Annotated in this window: 14 protein-coding genes and 2 pseudogenes; 9 read left to right on the forward strand and 7 right to left on the reverse strand. The window is 61.7% G+C overall.

Annotation, left to right across the window (positions count from 1 at the left end; translation table 11 throughout):
- Positions 1-119 precede the first annotated feature (119 nt).
- Together K2Y56_RS21140 and K2Y56_RS21145 are read right to left on the reverse strand one after the other, a co-directional pair.
- Positions 120-2,660 (reverse strand): annotated as a pseudogene (locus K2Y56_RS21140) (strawberry notch family protein); the annotation flags it as partial.
- A 153-nt stretch (positions 2,661-2,813) separates the two neighbouring features.
- Positions 2,814-3,251: an antirestriction protein gene (locus tag K2Y56_RS21145; protein WP_151690331.1), complete on the reverse strand. Its 438-nt coding sequence runs from the start codon at positions 3,249-3,251 to the stop codon at positions 2,814-2,816.
- A gap of 237 nt (positions 3,252-3,488) precedes the next feature.
- Here K2Y56_RS21145 and K2Y56_RS21150 point away from each other — a divergent pair, with 237 nt between their 5' ends.
- On the forward strand, positions 3,489-3,851 hold the full coding sequence (locus tag K2Y56_RS21150) for a hypothetical protein (RefSeq protein WP_235918393.1): 363 nt from the start codon (positions 3,489-3,491) through the stop codon (positions 3,849-3,851).
- A 2-nt stretch (positions 3,852-3,853) separates the two neighbouring features.
- On the opposite strand, the gene K2Y56_RS21155 is transcribed toward K2Y56_RS21150, so the two are convergent.
- The 4 genes from K2Y56_RS21155 to K2Y56_RS21170 all read right to left on the reverse strand — a co-directional run bounded on the left by K2Y56_RS21155 (position 3,854) and on the right by K2Y56_RS21170 (position 8,091).
- Positions 3,854-4,087 carry a DUF6117 family protein gene (locus tag K2Y56_RS21155; protein WP_151690330.1) on the reverse strand — a complete coding sequence of 78 codons (234 nt, stop codon included), beginning with the start codon at positions 4,085-4,087 and terminating at the stop codon, positions 3,854-3,856.
- Positions 4,084-4,485: a hypothetical protein gene (locus K2Y56_RS21160; RefSeq protein ID WP_151690329.1), complete on the reverse strand. Its 402-nt coding sequence runs from the start codon at positions 4,483-4,485 to the stop codon at positions 4,084-4,086. The genes K2Y56_RS21155 and K2Y56_RS21160 overlap by 4 nt, the downstream gene beginning before the upstream one ends.
- A 98-nt stretch (positions 4,486-4,583) precedes the next feature.
- On the reverse strand, positions 4,584-6,722 hold the full coding sequence (locus K2Y56_RS21165; protein WP_151690328.1) for a ParB/RepB/Spo0J family partition protein: 2,139 nt from the start codon (positions 6,720-6,722) through the stop codon (positions 4,584-4,586).
- A 175-nt stretch (positions 6,723-6,897) separates the two neighbouring features.
- Positions 6,898-8,091 carry a DUF932 domain-containing protein gene (locus tag K2Y56_RS21170; protein WP_151690327.1) on the reverse strand — a complete coding sequence of 398 codons (1,194 nt, stop codon included), beginning with the start codon at positions 8,089-8,091 and terminating at the stop codon, positions 6,898-6,900.
- Between the two features lie 339 nt (positions 8,092-8,430).
- Here K2Y56_RS21170 and K2Y56_RS21175 point away from each other — a divergent pair.
- From K2Y56_RS21175 to K2Y56_RS21185, 3 genes and pseudogenes are all read left to right on the forward strand, one after another.
- A pseudogene (locus tag K2Y56_RS21175) lies at positions 8,431-9,045 on the forward strand (type IV toxin-antitoxin system AbiEi family antitoxin domain-containing protein); the annotation flags it as partial.
- Positions 9,046-9,214: 169 nt separating this feature from the next.
- Positions 9,215-9,592, forward strand: coding sequence for a helix-turn-helix transcriptional regulator (locus K2Y56_RS21180; RefSeq protein WP_151690326.1), 378 nt, complete (start codon positions 9,215-9,217; stop codon positions 9,590-9,592).
- Positions 9,592-10,824 carry a type II toxin-antitoxin system HipA family toxin gene (locus tag K2Y56_RS21185; RefSeq protein ID WP_151690325.1) on the forward strand — a complete coding sequence of 411 codons (1,233 nt, stop codon included), beginning with the start codon at positions 9,592-9,594 and terminating at the stop codon, positions 10,822-10,824. The genes K2Y56_RS21180 and K2Y56_RS21185 overlap by 1 nt, the downstream gene beginning before the upstream one ends.
- A gap of 145 nt (positions 10,825-10,969) precedes the next feature.
- Here the strand turns inward: K2Y56_RS21185 and K2Y56_RS21190 are convergent, their stop codons facing one another.
- Positions 10,970-11,974, reverse strand: a complete 1,005-nt coding sequence (locus K2Y56_RS21190; RefSeq protein WP_151690324.1) for a M48 family metallopeptidase — start codon at positions 11,972-11,974, stop codon at positions 10,970-10,972.
- Positions 11,975-12,485: 511 nt separating this feature from the next.
- On the opposite strand from K2Y56_RS21190, the gene K2Y56_RS21195 reads away from it, so the two are divergent.
- The 5 genes from K2Y56_RS21195 to K2Y56_RS21215 all read left to right on the forward strand — a co-directional run bounded on the left by K2Y56_RS21195 (position 12,486) and on the right by K2Y56_RS21215 (position 17,201).
- Entirely contained in the window at positions 12,486-13,259 is a 774-nt protein-coding gene (locus K2Y56_RS21195) for a hypothetical protein (protein WP_292512376.1), read from the forward strand.
- A 370-nt stretch (positions 13,260-13,629) separates the two neighbouring features.
- Positions 13,630-14,442 (forward strand): PfkB family carbohydrate kinase, encoded by an 813-nt coding sequence (locus K2Y56_RS21200; RefSeq protein WP_292512379.1) that lies wholly within the window; start codon positions 13,630-13,632, stop codon positions 14,440-14,442.
- 64 nt (positions 14,443-14,506) lie between these two features.
- On the forward strand, positions 14,507-15,910 hold the full coding sequence (locus tag K2Y56_RS21205; RefSeq protein WP_151690322.1) for a toll/interleukin-1 receptor domain-containing protein: 1,404 nt from the start codon (positions 14,507-14,509) through the stop codon (positions 15,908-15,910).
- Positions 15,907-16,614 carry a DNA lyase gene (locus tag K2Y56_RS21210; protein WP_151690321.1) on the forward strand — a complete coding sequence of 236 codons (708 nt, stop codon included), beginning with the start codon at positions 15,907-15,909 and terminating at the stop codon, positions 16,612-16,614. The genes K2Y56_RS21205 and K2Y56_RS21210 overlap by 4 nt, the downstream gene beginning before the upstream one ends.
- Positions 16,611-17,201, forward strand: coding sequence for a 7-cyano-7-deazaguanine synthase (locus K2Y56_RS21215; RefSeq protein ID WP_151664166.1), 591 nt, complete (start codon positions 16,611-16,613; stop codon positions 17,199-17,201). The genes K2Y56_RS21210 and K2Y56_RS21215 overlap by 4 nt, the downstream gene beginning before the upstream one ends.
- Positions 17,202-17,232: the final 31 nt, after the last annotated feature.

The raw sequence follows: 17,232 nt of genomic DNA on the forward strand, positions 1-17,232 counted from the left end.
CGTCAGGCGCCCGCATTGTCGCAACGACGTTCCAACCTTGATCGAGAAAGAGCTGTGCGGTCGCCTTCCCATAGCCTGAGGAAGTTCCGGTAATCAGTATAATGTGGAGCTCCACATTATACATACTCGCGCGGGGTGATGTCCACCCGGACGTCGTTCCATTCCTCTGTCGGGATCTCCGCGAGACGGCGCTCCATCAGGGCTTCGCCGGTCGACACGATCTGGATCACGGCGGCATGGCCGTCGACCAGGTCCTGCTCGATCGAGCGGATCAGGGTCGGTGTCTTCATCGAGGTCAGCAGATGGCCGAAAAAGCGCTGCTTGGCGGATTCGAAGGCTGAGCGAGCCGCGGACTTGGCCTGGCGGTTCAACGTGCCGCTGTCGCCGGTGATGTTGGCGGCCTGCATGGCGGCGTCGAGATTGTTATGGATGATGGCGAAGGCGCCGGCATAGGCGTCGTAGATGCCGGTCTGCTCGGGAGTGAGGTGGTGCTCGACCAGTTCGTATTCGACGCCGTCGTAGGAGAGTGAGCGGGCCGTGTAGAGGCCGAGCGAGCGCAGGTCGCGGGCCAGCACCTCCATCGCCGCGACGCCGCCGTCCTCGATCGCCTCGACGAATTCGGCGCGGGTCGAAAACGGGAAGTCCTCGCCGCCCCAGAGGCCGAGGCGCTGGGCGTAGGCGAGATTGTGGACGGTGGTCGCGCCGGTCGCCGAGACATAGACGACGCGCGCATTCGGCAGGGCGTGCTGGAGCCGGAGGCCCGCACGGCCCTGCTGCGAGGCGGCGACGTCGCCGCGTTCGCCCTTGCCGCCTGCGGCATTCTGCATGGCGTGGCTCTCGTCGAAAATGATCACTCCATCGAAATCGGAGCCCAACCATTCGACGATCTGCTTGACGCGGGAAAGCTTCTCGCCCCGGTCGTCGGACCGTAGCGTGGCATAGGTGGTGAATAGGACGGCTTCCGAGAGCGTGATGTCCTTGCCCTGCGGGAAGCGCGACAGCGGCGTGACCAGCAGGCGCTCCATGCCGAGGGCCGACCAGTCGCGTTGCGCGTCCTCCAGCAGCTTGTCGGATTTCGAGATCCACACCGCCTTGCGACGGCCCTGCATCCAGTTGTCGAGGATGATGCCGGCCGACTGACGACCCTTGCCCGCGCCGGTGCCGTCGCCAAGCATGAAGCCGCGGCGGAAGCGCACGGCGTTCGGCGCATCGTCGGGGGCGGCCGAGACGACGTCGAAGGTTTCATCGAGCGTCCACGACCCGGCAAGGAAGTCGGCATGCGCCTCGCCGGCGTAGATGACGGTTTCGAGTTGGGCGTCGGAGAGAAGACCATCTGGGACGATGTTGGTGGGCAGCCGGGGCCGGTAGCTCGGCCTGGGCGGCGCGACCGAGGCCATCGCCACAGATTGGACCAGTTTGGTGGGATGGGCCAGCGCACCGGGAATACGGATCGCCTGCAATCCGTATTCTTCATAGATCGCGTCGGTGATCCGGCCGTCTTCGGCGGGCGTCCAGTCCAAGGTCTCATAGGCGAGTTCGACGCCTTCGGGCTCGATGGACGAAGGCGTCGCGCGACGTGCAGCGGTGGTGCGCGCAAGGTATCCGCGAACGGTGCGGGGCATCGTGGCGGGTGCCAAGGTCGCTGTTGGCGGGAGGGTCGCAGGCAGGCGCTGCGGAACCTGCGTCTCGATCCAGCCGAGCAGCGTGCCGACGTCGGGCGCGGTGCCGGGCGAAGCGGGGAACGCCGCCCGATCGTCGGCCGGCCGCTTGTCGATGACCGTCAGCCGCGTGTCGATGGTCGTGCCGTGCTTGGCATAGACCGAGCCGTCGATAGCGGCGCTGAAGACGACGCGCCCGCGCTCCTGAAGCCGGACGAAGGCCGCTGCCCAGGCCGGGTGGTCGGGACTGAAGTTGGCGCCGGTGATCGCCACCAGCCGCCCGCCATCGGCGAGCCGGGCCAGTGCTGAGGCAACGTGGCGATAGGCTGCATCGGCCACGCGGCCGGTGACGTTTGCCATGGCCGAGAACGGCGGGTTCATCAGCACGACGGAGGGGATGGCGCCCGGCGCGAGATGATCATCGATCTGGGCGGCGTCGAAGCGCGTGACGGCCACGGCCGGAAACAGCGCAGCGAGCAGATCGGCGCGGGTTTCGGCCAGCTCGTTGAGGAGGAGCGTTCCGCCTGATATCTCGGCCAGGATGGCGAGCAGGCCGGTGCCAGCCGACGGCTCCAGCACGATGTCGCCAGCAGCAATGGAGGCGGCCGCGATAGCGGCGAGGCCGAGCGGTGCCGGCGTCGAGAACTGCTGGAGCGCCTGCGATTCTTCCGAGCGCCGCGTATGCGTCGGCAGGAGCCCGGCGATCTTTGTAAGAACGGAGAAACGTGCAGCCGGAGATGTGGCCTTACGGAAAAGCGCCTTTCCGTATTTGCGCAGGAAGAGGACTGTCGCGACCTCGCATGCCTCATAGGCCGCCTTCCAGTCCCAGGCGCCGCTGGTGTCGGATGCGCTGAAAGCCGCTTCCATGGCTGCACGGAGGATCGCTGCATCGATGCGCTGGCCGCGTTCGAGATGATCGAGAAGCTGTAGCGCCACGGCGAGGATCGGGGGCGCACGGGTGACGGGCGCGGCCGGAAGGGCCACGGGAGACAAAATGTTCATGGGAGCAACCTCGGGAGAGCGGAAGGGACAAGCCCGGCGGCGCTCTCTCTCGACCGCCCGGACTCGACCCGTCCCGGCCGTCCTCTTCCTCTGATCCGCCGACATAAAAAAGCGCCCGACCGTGAGGCCGGGCGCTGAGGGAAGCAGCCGATTTCAGTCGATCGCCTGGAAGATCTCCGCGGATTCCGGATGGTCCGCGGCGTGGTCGTAAAGGCGGCCATATCCTTCCGACATCGCGTCGACCGGATACTTGAAGGAGAGATGGGAGAAGGCGAAAAGCGTCGCGATGATGCCGGCGGCGTCGGCCGATACCTTGCCCTCATAGCCGTTGGTGTTGCAGACGATCTGAAAGCGCGGCTTCGAGGTCGGCGCGAGGTATAGCGGCCTCCCGTCGCGCTCATAGAAGTCCCAGAGACCGCCACGATAGTCGAGCGGGCTCAGGCGCTCCATCAGGTGATAGACGGTCATCTCCGCCACGAGGACATGCTGGCGGCCAAAAAGCATTGGCAGGAAGCCTATCCGGCGTGTCTCCGGTACGAGGGCCACGGCGCGCGCCGAGGAATCGTCAGTGCTGGTGTTGGTGTCGGGCATGGGGGTTCTCCGGAAAGCGGATCGGAACGAACCGGCGGCGCTCTCTCGACCGGACCGGCTCGAACCCGTCCCGGCCGTCCTCTCGCTCTGGCGCGCGGCATGACCGTCTGATCGCGCGGCCTTCCGAGGTGGGATGCGCGGCGCTACATTCCTTCCTCCAACACATGGCGGACGGCGACCCGGGCGATCGGGGACGCATGTCCGTCCGACCGAGCGAGGCCCCGAAGGGAGACGGTGATGAAGGGAAGTGTGATCGGCATGGTGGCCGCAGGCTGCCTCGTTGTGGGCTTTGGGGCGGGGTTCGCGCTCCGCCCGGTGATCGCGCCCGGCGGCGGCGCATCGGCGGTCGCAGTTGCGGGCGTCGCGCAGCCAACAGAAGAGGAGGCCATCGCAGCAGTCCGCCGCCATCGCCTCTTCACGGGTACGTCGCTGGCCAATGCGACGCTGAAGCTGGGTGATTGTTCGCCGGGTGGTGTCGGGCCTGGCGTGACGTGCATGACGCAGCTCACGATGGACACGACCAGGGCGAACGCCACGCCCCAGAACCGGCCGGTCGGCTTTGCCCGCGTCAACGGTCAGTGGGAAGTGGCCGTCTGGTAGGATCAGGCGACCATCTCGCCGCCAGTATTGGGCGGAAGGTAAGCGTCATAGGGATTACCGTCCGCCAGATGACCGAACGGCGTAAACATATAGTCGGCGCCATCCCGACCCACGGCGCAGACGACATAGCGCGGCTCGCCGGTTGCGGCGTCCGTGCATTCGATCAGCGCCAGATCGCCGCTTTCCGCGGCGCGCAGCAAGGTCTGGAAATTGACGCGCGCGTGATCGGGAATCATCGCGCACCCCCCTCGGCGAGCCAGCGGCCGGTGCTGATCCATTGGATGGTGCGGCCGGTGGAGAGATCGAGCAGATGGGCGCCACCGGAGAAACCGTCGACGACAGGTTCCGAGGCGACTCCAGCCCACTGAAACCCCCATGTGCCCGTGAGCGCGAAGGTTTCGGCGCAGCGGGTGACGAAGGTGATCAGCAACTGCGGATCGGCGGTCCCGGGGTCGCGAAGCCAAAGGCGCGTCGCGCCATGCTCGGGCGTCAGCGAGAGCAGGAACGGCTCGGCGGGCGGGTCCTCGCGACCGTTCTCGGCCATCAGCGCGGTGTAGATGTCGAAGGCCCGCGCGACATTGGCCACCGAGCCGACGTCGAGCAGGCAGGAGAAGCGGGTGAGAAAATCGGGCATGTCTGGCTCCTGAAACGAAAAGAGCCCGGCGCTGGGCCGGGCTCTGAGTGGATGGGATTGGAAGGTGCGGAGCGGCCGAAGCCGTCCCGCGAGCCCGCTCATTCGGCGGCGATGAGGTGACGTTCGTCGTCCTCGCCATCGGCCGGCGGTTCGGACTCGTCGTCGGCGCTGAGGAAGTCGGGCAGCTCGGCTTCCACGCCGCCGCCGTCCGCATCCGCTGCGGGATCGCCGTCGACGCCGGCAATCCGAAGCGGCTCAGGCAGCCAGCCGCTATCGGCGAGGAGACGCTCGGCTTCCTTGGCCATGTCGCCCTTCTTCAGATGGTCGATGAGTTGGGCCGCCCGTTCGCCGGCGCCTTCGCGGACGGCTTCGAGGATGCGCGGCTTGGTGACACGGCTGAGGTAGTTGCCGAAGGTCGGCCGCCACCCAGCTTCGACCAAGTCGAGCCCGGTCGCCCGCGTCAGCCGGTCGGCCTGCGCGAGCCTCATGTCGAGCGTATGCTGCGACACGCCGCCAGCGCTGTGCGGGTTCGGCCGCTCATAGAGCGCGTTGACGCCATAGCTGACGCAATGCGCCAGTAGCGCCATGCGGCTGGCATCGTCGAGACCAGCGAGCCAATTCCAAAGGGCGTCGTCGTCCTTCGGGATGTCGCTGGCCCAGGCGTCATGACGGTCCTGGACGGCCCGCGCGGAAGGGCTGTCCTTCAGCGCCTCGTCCTGAACGGGGAAGAAGATGTGCTTCACCCCCGCTTCCATGGCGCCCGCGTACATGCGGGTCATAAAGCTGTCCGAGACGAGTTTATGGAGAAGCGCCGTCATGGCGATGTGCGGGTTCTCCGCCACCGCGTTGCGCAGCGCGAGGGTGCGGTAGGCGGTCAGCTCGACGACGAGCCGTTCGGGCAACGGCTTGATGCTGTCGTCCTCATCGTCCTCTTCAGGTTCGACAGGCCGGCCGCCGATGGTGATGACGGCGCGCTGCACCGACGGGCTCGCGGTGCCATCGGATTCGATCTTCGTCTCCGATCCTTCCTCACCATCGGTCCGGCCCTGAGGCACATCCTCGGGCCGGACGAAGCCGCGATCGACCGAAAGCGATCCGTTGGCGTCGATGCTGACGAAGACTCCGGCGATGGCGATGTCGGCCGGGTCGAAGTGCTCGGGCCGGTCGTCGAAGGCTGCCAGAGCCGTCTCGATCTCGCCCATACGCTCGTCGATCTCATCGGGCAGTTCATCGGCGTCCTGATATTCCGCTTCGAGCCTGGCCTGCTCGGCGGTGAGCGCCTCGATGGTCGCCTGTTCCTCCGCCGATAGATTGATCGGCGTACCGGAGACCTCGTGAAGGCCGCGCACGGCATCGTAGGGGAAGCTGACCGCCACCTCGATCCACTTCCAACCTTCGGCGGCGATCGCCTCGGCCTCGGCCTTCAGCTTCTCGGCGACGAGGCGATCGAGAAGCGCGACGTCCTGCAGCCAGCCGCCATCGTCGGACTGGAACAGGTCGCGCATGACGATGCCGCCAGCCGCCTCATAGGCTTCGATGCCGAGGAAGATGGCACGCTTGTCGGACGCGCGCACCGTGGTCTCGGTCAGCATGCGCCGGATCTGATAGGGCTCCTTCGACCAGGCGTCCTTGATCGCGTCCCAGACCTGGGTCTGACGCTCGTGGTCTTGGGAGACCGTGAAGGCCATGAGCTGCTCCAGCGTCATGCCGTCGTCGGCATAGACGTCGTGGAGGACCGGTGAGACGGTCGCGAGGCGCAGCCGCTGCTTGACCACGTTGACGGGCACGAAGAACGCCGCGGCGATCTCCTCCTCGGTCATGCCCTTGATCAGCATGTCGTGGAAGGCGCGAAACTGATCGAGCGGATGGAGCGCAGCGCGCTCGATGTTCTCGGCGAGCGACACCTCCTCGGGGAGGATGGCGCCGTCGCGATCGCGGACCACGCAGGGGACGGGCGCGACTTTGGCGAGACGCTTCTGCTTCACCAGCAGTTCGAGCGCGCGGAAGCGGCGGCCGCCGGCGGGCACCTCGAACATGCCGGTCTCGTTGCCTTCGGCGTCAACGACGGGGAAGACGCTGAGGCTCTGGATCAGGCCGCGACGAGCGATCGAGGCCGCGAGGTCCTCGATCGAGACGCCGGCCTTCACCCGCCGGACGTTGGACTGGCTGAGCACCAGCTTGTTGAAGGGGATGTCGCGCGAGGACGACAGGACGATCTTCTGAACGGCAGTAGCCATAGGGATTTACTCCGCGACGGGCGGCCGAGAGACTCTCTCTCAACCTCCAACCCGTCACGAAGCGAAGCGCCGCCCTCTTCCTCTAAAGGGGGCAGCGCCACGGACCGGCAAACCAGAAAGGCATGGAAGCGCAAAGCCGGAGATACGGAACACCGCATCCCCCGCATTGCGGAAATCAGGCGGCGCGATCGAGCAGCTTCTTGGCCTTGCCCTCCATGTCGAGGCGGGCGTCCTGATGCGGTTTGTCGCGCGCAACGGCAGTGATGCCCTGCACGAAGTCGAAGATGGACTCGGGCGGACGGCCTTCCTCGGCCAGCACCCTGTCGATGATCTTGCCGGTTTCGGCCTTGGAGAAGCCGCGCCGACGCAGGAAGTCGGTGCGGTCTTCGTCGGTTCTGGCGACGATCCGCTCGCGCGCCGCCTTGATGCCGTTGACGAATGGCAGGGGTGAGGAGTTCGCGAAGTTCAGCAGCGCTGGGGCCGCCTCGTGCGCGAAGCGATTGGCCGCATATTTGGAGTGGCGGATGGTGATTTCCTCGAAATCCTCCACGCCCCACAAATTGCGATTCTGGCAAACCGCGCGCAGATAGAAGCTCGCCATGCCGAGCGTCTTGGCGCCGACTTCGGAATTCCAGCAATAGAAGCCGCGGAAATAAAGGTCGGGCGATCCGTCTGGCAGTCGGCCGGCCTCGATCGGATTCAGGTCGTCGACCAGGAACAGGAAGACGTCCCGGTCGGAGGCATAGAGCGTGGTCGTATCCTTGGTAATGTCCACGCGCGGATTGTAGATCCCGGTCGACCAGTCGAGCACGCCAGGCACCTTCCAGCGGGTGTCGCCCGTGCCGTTGCCGGCGATGCGCTGCACGGCCTCGACCAGCTCGTGGTCGAAGATGCGGCCATAGTCCGGACCAGTGACGGCGCGCAGTTCGACCCGGCCATTGTCGGTTTCGAGCGTCTTGATCTGCTCGGCCCGATTGGAGGTCAGGCCGTATTGCAGGTTGATGCCAGCAAGTGCGGCGGGGAGCTGCCGCAAATAGGCGGCGGGCGCTCCGACCAGGCTGGCGAGTTGGCCGAAGGACCAGTGCGTCGGCGCGACTGGCGCATCCGTGCCCGGCAGGATCAGGGCCAGCCGCTCCGGGTCGTTGCGGTTCGCCTCGACATGGATGAGCGCGCTCTCCACCACCCGCGTCCGGCTGCGTTCGGTGCGGTCGCGGACCGATCGCGCCAACTCGGACAGCGACAGGTAGCGCTCGTCGGCCGGGCGCGAGAACCATTCGGACGAGACGCGGCCGACCCGCTCGCCCCGGCCGACATCGACCTTGTAACCGCCGCTGGTGTCACGGCGCGCATCGAGGACCTGCATATTCATGGGACCAATCTCCATGACGGGCGTCAGAGACCTCTTCTCCGACCTTCAACCCGTCACGGGAAACAAGTCCACTCTCTCACTCTCAGCGGGGCGTTGCGGGGCAGCCGCCCCGCAGAAGGGGTCGGTCGAGACCAAAGGCTCGGACGCAGGGGAAGGCTTTCCCCTCCCGGTGCGGATGTACAAGGTGACTCGGTGAGCCGTCGTCGCTGTTGGCTCAGGGGTCCGTTTGAGGCGAACGCGTTTCGTAAAACGGCAGCCTCTTACCTCGCACCTTTCCTCACCATGCGAAAATGATACAAATCCTCGGACAGTAAGTCCTATGTTCCGAGTTTCCGTATCGTGCCGTCATCCATGTCCCAACGCCAGATTGCCCATACCGTGCTGACCGCGCGCGGCATTTCGCGCCTGGCAGAGCTGCGCGAGGCAGGCGTAACAGCCGCCACCATGAGCCGCATGGAACGCGACGGCGAGGTGCTTCGGCTCGCGCGAGGACTTTATCAACTTTCTGATGCACCTCTCGACGTTCACCACAGTCTGGCAGAGGCCGCCAAACGGGTTCCCAAGGGCGTCGTTTGCCTCGTTTCCGCCCTGGCGTTCCACGGGCTGACCGATCAACTGCCGAGGCAGGTTTGGCTCGCCGTGGGCCAGAAGGACTGGCCCCCGAGATCCGAAGGCACGCCCATTCGGCTGGTACGTTTCACAGATCGTCTCCTGACGGAGGGGGTTGAAACCCACCCTGTCGAGAGGGTGCCCGTGAAGGTTTTCGGCGTCGCAAAGACGATCGCCGATTGCTTCCGATATCGGAACAAGATTGGCCTGTCGGTGGCGATCGAAGGCCTGCAGGAAGCGCTCCGCCAGCGCAAGACGACGCCAAGCGAGATTGCCAGCCAGGCCGAGCGAGGAACGGTCGCCACGGTCATGCGGCCCTATCTCGAGGCACTGACCGCCAATGGCCAAGGAGATCGAGAATATCGGCTCCTCAGTTCGCGCCCCGCCTGTCGCAGATTGCCAAAACGAGGTGATGGTGGACCGGGCGGGCGCGGACTAGAATTCTTGACCTTGGAGCTAATTAGTCATATATGATCGGTTTATAGATGTTTTGCATCATATATGGATGATTGAGATGGGTTCTCCCAAGGCGAAGCCAGCACTGGAACGGCTGGGCCAGGATATCCGCAACGCGCGGCTACGGCGTGGTATTGCCGTGGCGGATCTCGCCGTGCGTGCGGGAACCTCGCCAAGTTCCATCGCCCGCCTTGAACGGGGTGATCCGGGCGTTGCCATCGGAACGCTTGCCGACGTTCTCGTTGTGCTGGGCCTTCTGGAGCGGCTCGCTGACCTGATCGATATCCGCAAGGACGATCTGGGGCTGGCGCTGACAGCGGAGCATGGACCGCGGCGGGGCCGCTCCTTCGCGGCAAGGCTGAAAAAGCAGAAGGCTCAGACGGAAGAAGAGCAGGATCGACAGGACGTTGTGGACCCTGACGGGGCGTCCTTCTGATGGCCGATTTCGTCGCCCATGTCGCGCTTGGCGAAGGCCGGACATCGGTGGGCCAGTTGCGTTTCACCCATACCGGGCCACGGCAATTCTCGACCTTCGCCTATGGCGCCGAATGGATCGAGAACCCGCGCGCCTTCGCCATACAGCCCGATTTCCCTCTTGAGGCCGGCCCATTTCACACCTCGGGGCAGCCCAGCAACATGCGCGACGCTTTGGCGGGGGTTTTCGCCGATGCGGCTCCGGACAGCTGGGGACGCAGGCTGCTCGAACGCGCCTATGGCAATGGTCTCAACGAATTTGAGTATCTGACGCTTTCCGACGATGCGTGCCGGCAAGGCGCGTTGCGCTTTCTGGATGACAAGGGCGAGGTCATTCGCGGCAAGGCAGCGGACGCCGTTCCGCGTCTGGTCGATCTCGAAACCATCACGGCGATCGCGCGGGCCTATGAGCAAGGCAAGGAAATCTCGCCCGAGGAAATGCAGGCGCTGGCCGGCGCGGGCGGCTCTGGCGGAGCTCGCCCCAAAGCCAATGTCAGGGACGGCGATGCGCTGTGGCTGGCGAAGTTCACCTCGGTCCACGATCAACAACCGATCGAGCGCGTCGAGGTCGCAACCCTCCGCCTGGCGGCAGCCTGCGGTATCCGCACGCCCGAGACGCGGTTGGAACTGGCGGACACGCCGTTCCCGGTCGCGCTGATCCAGCGGTTCGACCGGCGTGGGGCCGCACGGATTCCCTACATCTCCGCGCGCACTGCGCTCGGCAAGACAGGAGCGGAACTGGGGTCCTATACCGAGATCGTCGATTTTATGCGGGCTTACTCACCCGACCCCATGGCCGACTTTCGCGAACTCTATCGGCGTCTGATCTTCACGATCCTCGTGTCCAACAAAGACGATCACCTGAAGAACCACGGCTTCCTCTATGTGGGGGCGGGTCAGTGGCGCTTGTCGCCGGTGTTCGACGTGAACCCAGCACCGGATCGCAATCCGCATCTCGAGACGGCGATCCTTGAAGGAGGGGCACATGATCGGTCGATCAATCTTGCCCTGGAAGCCTGCGAGTTTTTCGAGATTCCGGAGGCGGAGGCACGGGAGATGATCCGTACAACGGCGCAGCGTGTTTCGGACGGATGGCGGGAAGCCTTCAGACAGGTTGGCGTTTCTGGCGCGCTGGCGCGTGACTACGAGCCTGCTTTCGTCGGCGCTGAGACGGAAACGGCGCACGCTATTTAAGTCATATCTGACGGATAAATCCCGATAATTTATCAAATATGAGCGGCTTCGAGGGTCGATCCGCCTCATGAACTCTGCTGCGCTGCTTCAATGGTCATGGGACGAACCAAAGAACCATGAACCCGGGGGCACCGTACTCAAGGCTTCAAAAACGCGTGCGATGATATCGCCATGGTTCGATCAGGCGCCCGTGACGGTCGGGTTTCTTCCGAACGATCTCTGCCGAAAGAACGTCATCTATCCGCGCGCGTGCTGCCTCCTCTTTCAAGCCCAGCGCTTGGCGCTTTTCAAAGTCATGCTCCCACAACAGCGCCTCCTGGCATTCGAGGACTGCGGCCCTTTCGGCGAGGACTTTCGGATGCGTATGCAGCCAGCGTACAAAGGCGATAGCATCCGGTGTTCGCTGCCATAGGTCGCCGCACTGATTCAGATAGTCGCGGGCAATCTCGGGTTCTGCAAGGTTCGAGCCGTGCCAGATCGCAAGCGCCGCCGGCTCGGAGTTCCCTGACAACATCTCGGCGATATAGCCGTTCGCAACAAAGCCATGGCGCAGCTTGGTCGCGGCAGAGACGTGATTGCCGGCCTTCAGGTGCAACAGGGCATGCTCATAGTGATAAGGCGGGTAGTGCGCGGCTTCATCCGTAAAGATGCGCTCGGCCTTGGCGGTTTCGCCAGCACGCAGATATTCCGAACCAATCAGATAGCGGATTCCCTGATTGTCGTTCGGATTCCAGGCGAGCATCTTCTCCATCAGTCGTATAGCGTCGTTACACTGGCCAAGCCGGAGCTGCGACAGGACAACGCCATGTGCCGCGCGCAGAAAGGGGCGGTTTTCCAGGAAGCCCCATTCGATCGAACCGGCGTAACCGGCGGGGATCGCACGCTCTCCCACCTCCAGACCTTGAAGGCAGGCTTGCAGTGCAAGCTTGGGCTTGCCTTCTTCCATGAGCGCATAGCCAAGATGGGCATGGCCATCGATGAAGTGGGGATGACGATCGACCAGCGCCTTCAGCGTCCTGACGTACTTTGCAGGCGCAAGCGTGCCGCCGTCGCGCTGCTCAAGCGCGTCATCCAGTTCCTCGACGATCTGCTCATAACCGTCGCCATAACGGAAAACACCGCCGTCATCGAAGATTTCAAGCGTGAGCATGCCCTATCTCCTGCCCTGCCTGCGGACATACGTCTGCTTTGATCAACCCTGCGTGGTCATTATCACGCTCGCCGCTGGCGGTTGCGGGCGAAGCAGACGGATGGGCAGGTTGCTCTGGATTTTCCGAGGCACCAGTCTCAGTCTCACCCCCACAATCGCACCATCCAGCGTCCTGCCCCATGCCGCAATCTCCGTTAGAATTTTGCGCGAGCCTCTGACACTGTAGTGGGATACTTTCAGCCGTCGCACCTGTCCAGGGTATCATTATGATATGATGAAAAGACAACTCAGGACCCTTCAATCTGGGTCAATAGTACATGCTGGAACGCACTGGCCAGATGAATTCCAATATTTGAACCGTACAACAAGGGCGGCAGGAACACGAAACTACGGCGCGAATCAGTATCGTAGCTGGGGCCTGCAATTCAACGCGGAGGGGACGTCGATTTTTAACCTACTGATGTTTAATGCCGATTGGCCATCAGGGAGAGTCACTGTCCCTGTTGGCCGGATGTTCGAATATACGGAAGCACATATCATCGAACAATTCCGAGCGAACAATGCGCCGCTCTTGGACAAGCTTACGGCTCTGCCTTGCCTCTTCTGTGAAGAGGGGACCGGCGATGAGGTCGCGTACATAGGGCAAATAAACCGGGCACGCATTGTTGGGGGCGACGTTTCGCTTGAGATAGGTTTTGACGCCGACGTTCCTCCTCTTAGAAACTCGCAAATCTATGATAGCCGAGCTGAACTCGACATGCCCAGAGAGTTCGAATTCTCTCGCAACCACTGGGCTGTGAAAGAGGTCGACTTATATCGCTTTCTGCTTCGCCGAGTACGCCCTCGGCGACAGCGGCCTACGGTCTTCCCATTGGCCGAGCATGAGAATTTGGACCCTCATCTTGCGTCCGCCATGATGCCCTTTGATGCGGCCTTCAATCCTGTGTTTGATGCTATCCGCAACGCTGCTCAGGGCGTCGGGCTTCGTTGCCGACGAGCGGACGACATCTGGGAGAATGCGTCAATTATTCAGGACGTCGTCTCTCTGATTGATCGTTCGCGCATCGTGATCTGTGACTGCTCAGGGCGCAATCCGAATGTATTTTACGAAGCTGGTATTGCTCACACCTTAGGTCGAGAGGTCATCCTCATTGCGCAAAGCGATCACGATATCCCGTTCGATCTGCGCCATCTCCGATATGTGCGCTACCTCAACAATGACCAAGGCCGGGCCGAGTTGTCGGCGGCGCTACTTGCCCGGATTCAGACAATCATCGGACACTAGCTGGCCCACGTGGATCACTAAATATATGCACATCGCAGGTGGACTGTATCGAGAATTGTGTGAAACGCCGACATGGAACGCCCAGTTTGGCTCGGGTGGCCGCGCGGCGGCAGCCGTCAGCGCTATGTCGCCAGGAAGCACTCTCCACACCTATGCACGAGACGGGAACAACGCGGGTGCGGACGAGCTATCGGCCCTCGGCGTGCAGCTGTCCCGTACCCATTCCGACATTGCGATCGCATTTGCATACTTCCACCCACTTTCTCAGCCGCACATCGAGCCCCGACCGGGGACAATCCCCCAGGAGCCTCCGATACACGTTTCGGGAGAGGTGGTCCTGAGATTTGGCTTCCTCGAAGGATCTGCTTTAGTGCATGCCGCCAAAGCAATTTACGATCCTCAAACAGCTGTTCATCCTGAGCCATTTGGAGCAAACGGCTCAACAGCGAAGCGACTTGCCCTGGTCATGAATGAGCTGGAGCTCTGCCGTTATACGGGTTGTCCCGACTTGGCGACTGCCGCTGGGAACGCCATGTCGAATGACAACCAGGTGACCGTGATAATCGTAAAAAGAGGAGTGCGTGGTGTCACTGTCTACGAGCGCAATGTCGAGCCTATCACCGTTCCCGCGTATTACTCATCTCAGGTGTTCAAAATCGGAACTGGAGATGTCTTCAGCGCTGTGTTTGCGCATCATTGGGGCGAAGCGGGCACTTCCGCACCTGAAGCAGCGGACCTCGCGTCCCGATCGGTCTCCGCTTACTGTGAGACAATGACCCTTCCGGTGCCAACTGAATCCCTCAAAAGCCGCGAGCCCGTAACAGGGCAGGCACCAAGCCGGATTATCCTGCATGGCTCAACATCGACAATCGGAAGGCGGTATACGCTTGAGGAGGCGCGCTTCCGTCTGAAAGAGCTTGGTATCGATGCGCTCTCACCTCAGCTCGATGAGATCCCAGAACCACTCTCCAAAAATTTACCTTCACTTGTAGTAGCCGATGGATTGAGCACAACGGAAATTCGGCGGCTCTGTGAAACGAAGCCTTATAGAGGTATTATTGTATTAGACGAAGAGCGCCGACCTGATGTCGCTGAGCTATCAAGTTTGGGGGTCACTATTATTTCCGACTTCGCCTCGTCTTTGTACCGATCTGCCTGGCCTCGTGCATTTTGCCGAAGCTAAATGGTTGCAGCGACGCGTGAACTGTGAGACTTCTGATTTACTACTCTGGGGGGAGTAATTGCGTATGTCGGACGTCTACATAGTATATTCACGAGAAGATGTCCGGCAGGCTGAGAGGTTAGTTCAAACTCTTTCAACGCGATGGGATGTTTGGTGGGACGATAAAATCGTTGGCGACTTCTCGACCGTGATCGAGCGTGAAATCCAGAATACAAAATGTATTGTTCCGCTCTGGTCCCCGACGGCGAAGGACAAGAGCAATGTAAAGGACGAGCTTCGCTTAGCAGAACAATATAATATTCCGATTATTCCCGCTAGGATCATTCCGACAAATGCACCGTACGGCTTTAATGGGTACAGTGCGGTTGATCTTCTGGGCTGGACCGGAGAAGGTGATCATCCTGGCATCCAGCACCTGATGCGGAAGATTTCGACTGTTGTCCCGCCGAGGACAGCACCGACCCGTCCATCAGCGATCGCAGGGGATAGGGTCCCCCTCCCGAGTTTATTCCTTTCCGTGTCGTCACACGAGACACAACTCGTTCCTCTTGAAGCTCTGAAGGCACTGCGTCTCTTTGGGACATCGACGATCCTCGTCTCCGCTTACGACCTGTTTCCACCCCGTCGCCCGCGAGGTATCCAGCAGGAACTGAAGCGTATTCGCGCCCAGGGCGGGTTCGTCCTCGTCGACTCTGGGAATTATGAAGCGACGCGACGCGACGACGACGGATGGAAGCCCGAGGATTTCGAATTGGCGTTGCAGGGGATCCCACACGATTGGGTATATTGCTTTGATGAGATGACCCCGTCGAGGGACCGAAAGCGCGCGGTCGGGCAAGTCATCGCTGCCGTCGAAAGAGACAGGAAGTTCACCAAAGCCCCCGTGCTTCCAATCGTTCATGCCCCAGCCACTCCCTCGAAAGGGTACGACCTTACAATTCTTCCCGCAGTGGTACGGGATGTAGCCGACCAGCTCCAGCCGCCGATGATCGCACTGGCAGAGCGGGAGTTGGGCCGGGGGTTGATTCAGCGCGCGCGGACCATGAGACGCGTCCGAAACGAGCTTGATCGGCTATCCTTTTATCAACCGATTCATCTCCTGGGCACCGGAAATCCATGGAGTATTGCGGTCCTGACAGCAGCAGGGGCCGACAGCTTCGATGGATTAGAATGGTGCCGGGTTGCCGTCGACCGGCAGCAACACAGATTAAATCACTACCAACATTTCGATTTTTTTGCGTACCAAGCGCAGATGGCGGCTTCGCCAATAACTGTTTCTGCGCTTTCCGACGACAATATCGACTACGCTGGTAAAGTCGCATTTCATAATCTCGACTACTATCAAGAACTCACCCACGATTTGCAGGCTGCCGCTTCAACAAATCGATTAGAAGCATTCGCAGTCGGCCTTTTGGGTCAATCCAATTCAAAGCAACTTAGGGATCAGATGCCGGACTTGTTCAAATGAAACATGATGCTGCCAGGCTGGAACATGCCGTTGCCGCAATATGCCCCGATATTGAGGAACGGGCCAAGCGCTCCCAGAGTGCGCTTGACGAGCGGAATCTTTGGTGGGAGCTCTCATGCTGCCTGCTCAGCAGTCAGGTACCGTATGGGCTTGCCGTGGCGACCGCCGATGCTTTGGATAAAAGGCAGCTTCTCCTCAACGCATCGGCACCCCGCGCCGAACTCGTCGATGAAATCCTCGGGGTCCTCCGTCAGCCGGTACTAGTGAACGGCAGCTTTCGAAATTACCGCTTTCCCGGATCGAAATCGATGCAATTGGCCTCTGCGCGCGCGTCGGTCTCCCATGAGAGTGGGGACTTGTGCTCACTCATGCATGCTTTCGCAAATGCGCCATCCGCTCGCTCATGGCTTGTGTCCAACGTAGCAGGAATCGGGCCAAAGCAGGCGAGTATGTTCCTGCGCAACGCAGGAATCAGCTACGATCTCGCGGTCCTGGATCGTCACGTATTGAACTATATGGCCGCAATCGGGCTCTACACAGGTGCCGAGCGGGCCATCTCGACGCTTTCACACTATCGCACGCAAGAAGATAAGCTGATTTCACATGCAAACAGGCTTGGCTTTGCAGTGGGTCTTCTGGATTGGGCGATCTGGATAGTCATGCGGGTTGCGGGTTCTCGAGATACGGAGCGCGCGTTAGCATGAGCATTGTCCCTCTCGTTTCCGGTGGACTCGATTCCACGCTTGTCGCCTACCTCGCTAAAGAGGAAGGGATCCAGCAGTTCCCACTTTTTGTCGACTATGGGCAACGATCCCGTGATCGAGAGCTCGCCGCCTGCAGGTCAGCGATGGCCAAATTGCAGCTGCCAGATTTGAAAGTGGCCGACTTGTCCGGCTATGGCCGCCTTATCAAATCCGGGTTGACGGACCCAAACCAGCGCGTGCTGGAGGATGCCTTCACCCCTGGTCGAAATCTCCTCTTTCTGCTTGTAGCAGCAGCCTATGCCTTTCAGCGCGACGCTGATGCCATATCGATCGGGCTGCTCCATGAGGAAACAAGTCTTTTTCCTGATCAGACATCGGCCTTCTTGCGGGAGGCGGAGGCAATGATCGCACGCAGCATGGGCCGGGAGATAAGGGTGCTTGCGCCGCTGTCCTCCTTCCACAAGCAGGAGGTTATCGAGCTCGCGACGTTGAAAGGTATCGAAGGCACCTATTCGTGCCATCTGGGCGATGAAACACCTTGTGGAGCGTGCATCGCATGTAACGAATTCAAACTCGAAGGGGTCTGATATGGGTGGTGGGAGCAGCGGGAGCTGGAGC

The sequence above is a fragment of the Methylobacterium sp. genome (assembly GCF_019745455.1).
In the GTDB taxonomy this organism is placed as follows: domain Bacteria; phylum Pseudomonadota; class Alphaproteobacteria; order Rhizobiales; family Beijerinckiaceae; genus Methylobacterium.

What these genes read in the sequence shown, in the direction of transcription:
- K2Y56_RS21145 (WP_151690331.1), bottom strand. Translation starts at nt 3,251, where the DNA reads ATGCCCGACACCAACACCAGCACTGACGATTCCTCGGCGCGCGCCGTG.
- K2Y56_RS21150 (WP_235918393.1), top strand. Translation starts at nt 3,489, where the DNA reads ATGAAGGGAAGTGTGATCGGCATGGTGGCCGCAGGCTGCCTCGTTGTG.
- K2Y56_RS21155 (WP_151690330.1), bottom strand. Translation starts at nt 4,087, where the DNA reads ATGATTCCCGATCACGCGCGCGTCAATTTCCAGACCTTGCTGCGCGCC.
- K2Y56_RS21160 (WP_151690329.1), bottom strand. Translation starts at nt 4,485, where the DNA reads ATGCCCGATTTTCTCACCCGCTTCTCCTGCCTGCTCGACGTCGGCTCG.
- K2Y56_RS21165 (WP_151690328.1), bottom strand. Translation starts at nt 6,722, where the DNA reads ATGGCTACTGCCGTTCAGAAGATCGTCCTGTCGTCCTCGCGCGACATC.
- K2Y56_RS21170 (WP_151690327.1), bottom strand. Translation starts at nt 8,091, where the DNA reads ATGAATATGCAGGTCCTCGATGCGCGCCGTGACACCAGCGGCGGTTAC.
- K2Y56_RS21180 (WP_151690326.1), top strand. Translation starts at nt 9,215, where the DNA reads ATGGGTTCTCCCAAGGCGAAGCCAGCACTGGAACGGCTGGGCCAGGAT.
- K2Y56_RS21185 (WP_151690325.1), top strand. Translation starts at nt 9,592, where the DNA reads ATGGCCGATTTCGTCGCCCATGTCGCGCTTGGCGAAGGCCGGACATCG.
- K2Y56_RS21190 (WP_151690324.1), bottom strand. Translation starts at nt 11,974, where the DNA reads ATGCTCACGCTTGAAATCTTCGATGACGGCGGTGTTTTCCGTTATGGC.
- K2Y56_RS21195 (WP_292512376.1), top strand. Translation starts at nt 12,486, where the DNA reads ATGTTCGAATATACGGAAGCACATATCATCGAACAATTCCGAGCGAAC.
- K2Y56_RS21205 (WP_151690322.1), top strand. Translation starts at nt 14,507, where the DNA reads ATGTCGGACGTCTACATAGTATATTCACGAGAAGATGTCCGGCAGGCT.
- K2Y56_RS21210 (WP_151690321.1), top strand. Translation starts at nt 15,907, where the DNA reads ATGAAACATGATGCTGCCAGGCTGGAACATGCCGTTGCCGCAATATGC.
- K2Y56_RS21215 (WP_151664166.1), top strand. Translation starts at nt 16,611, where the DNA reads ATGAGCATTGTCCCTCTCGTTTCCGGTGGACTCGATTCCACGCTTGTC.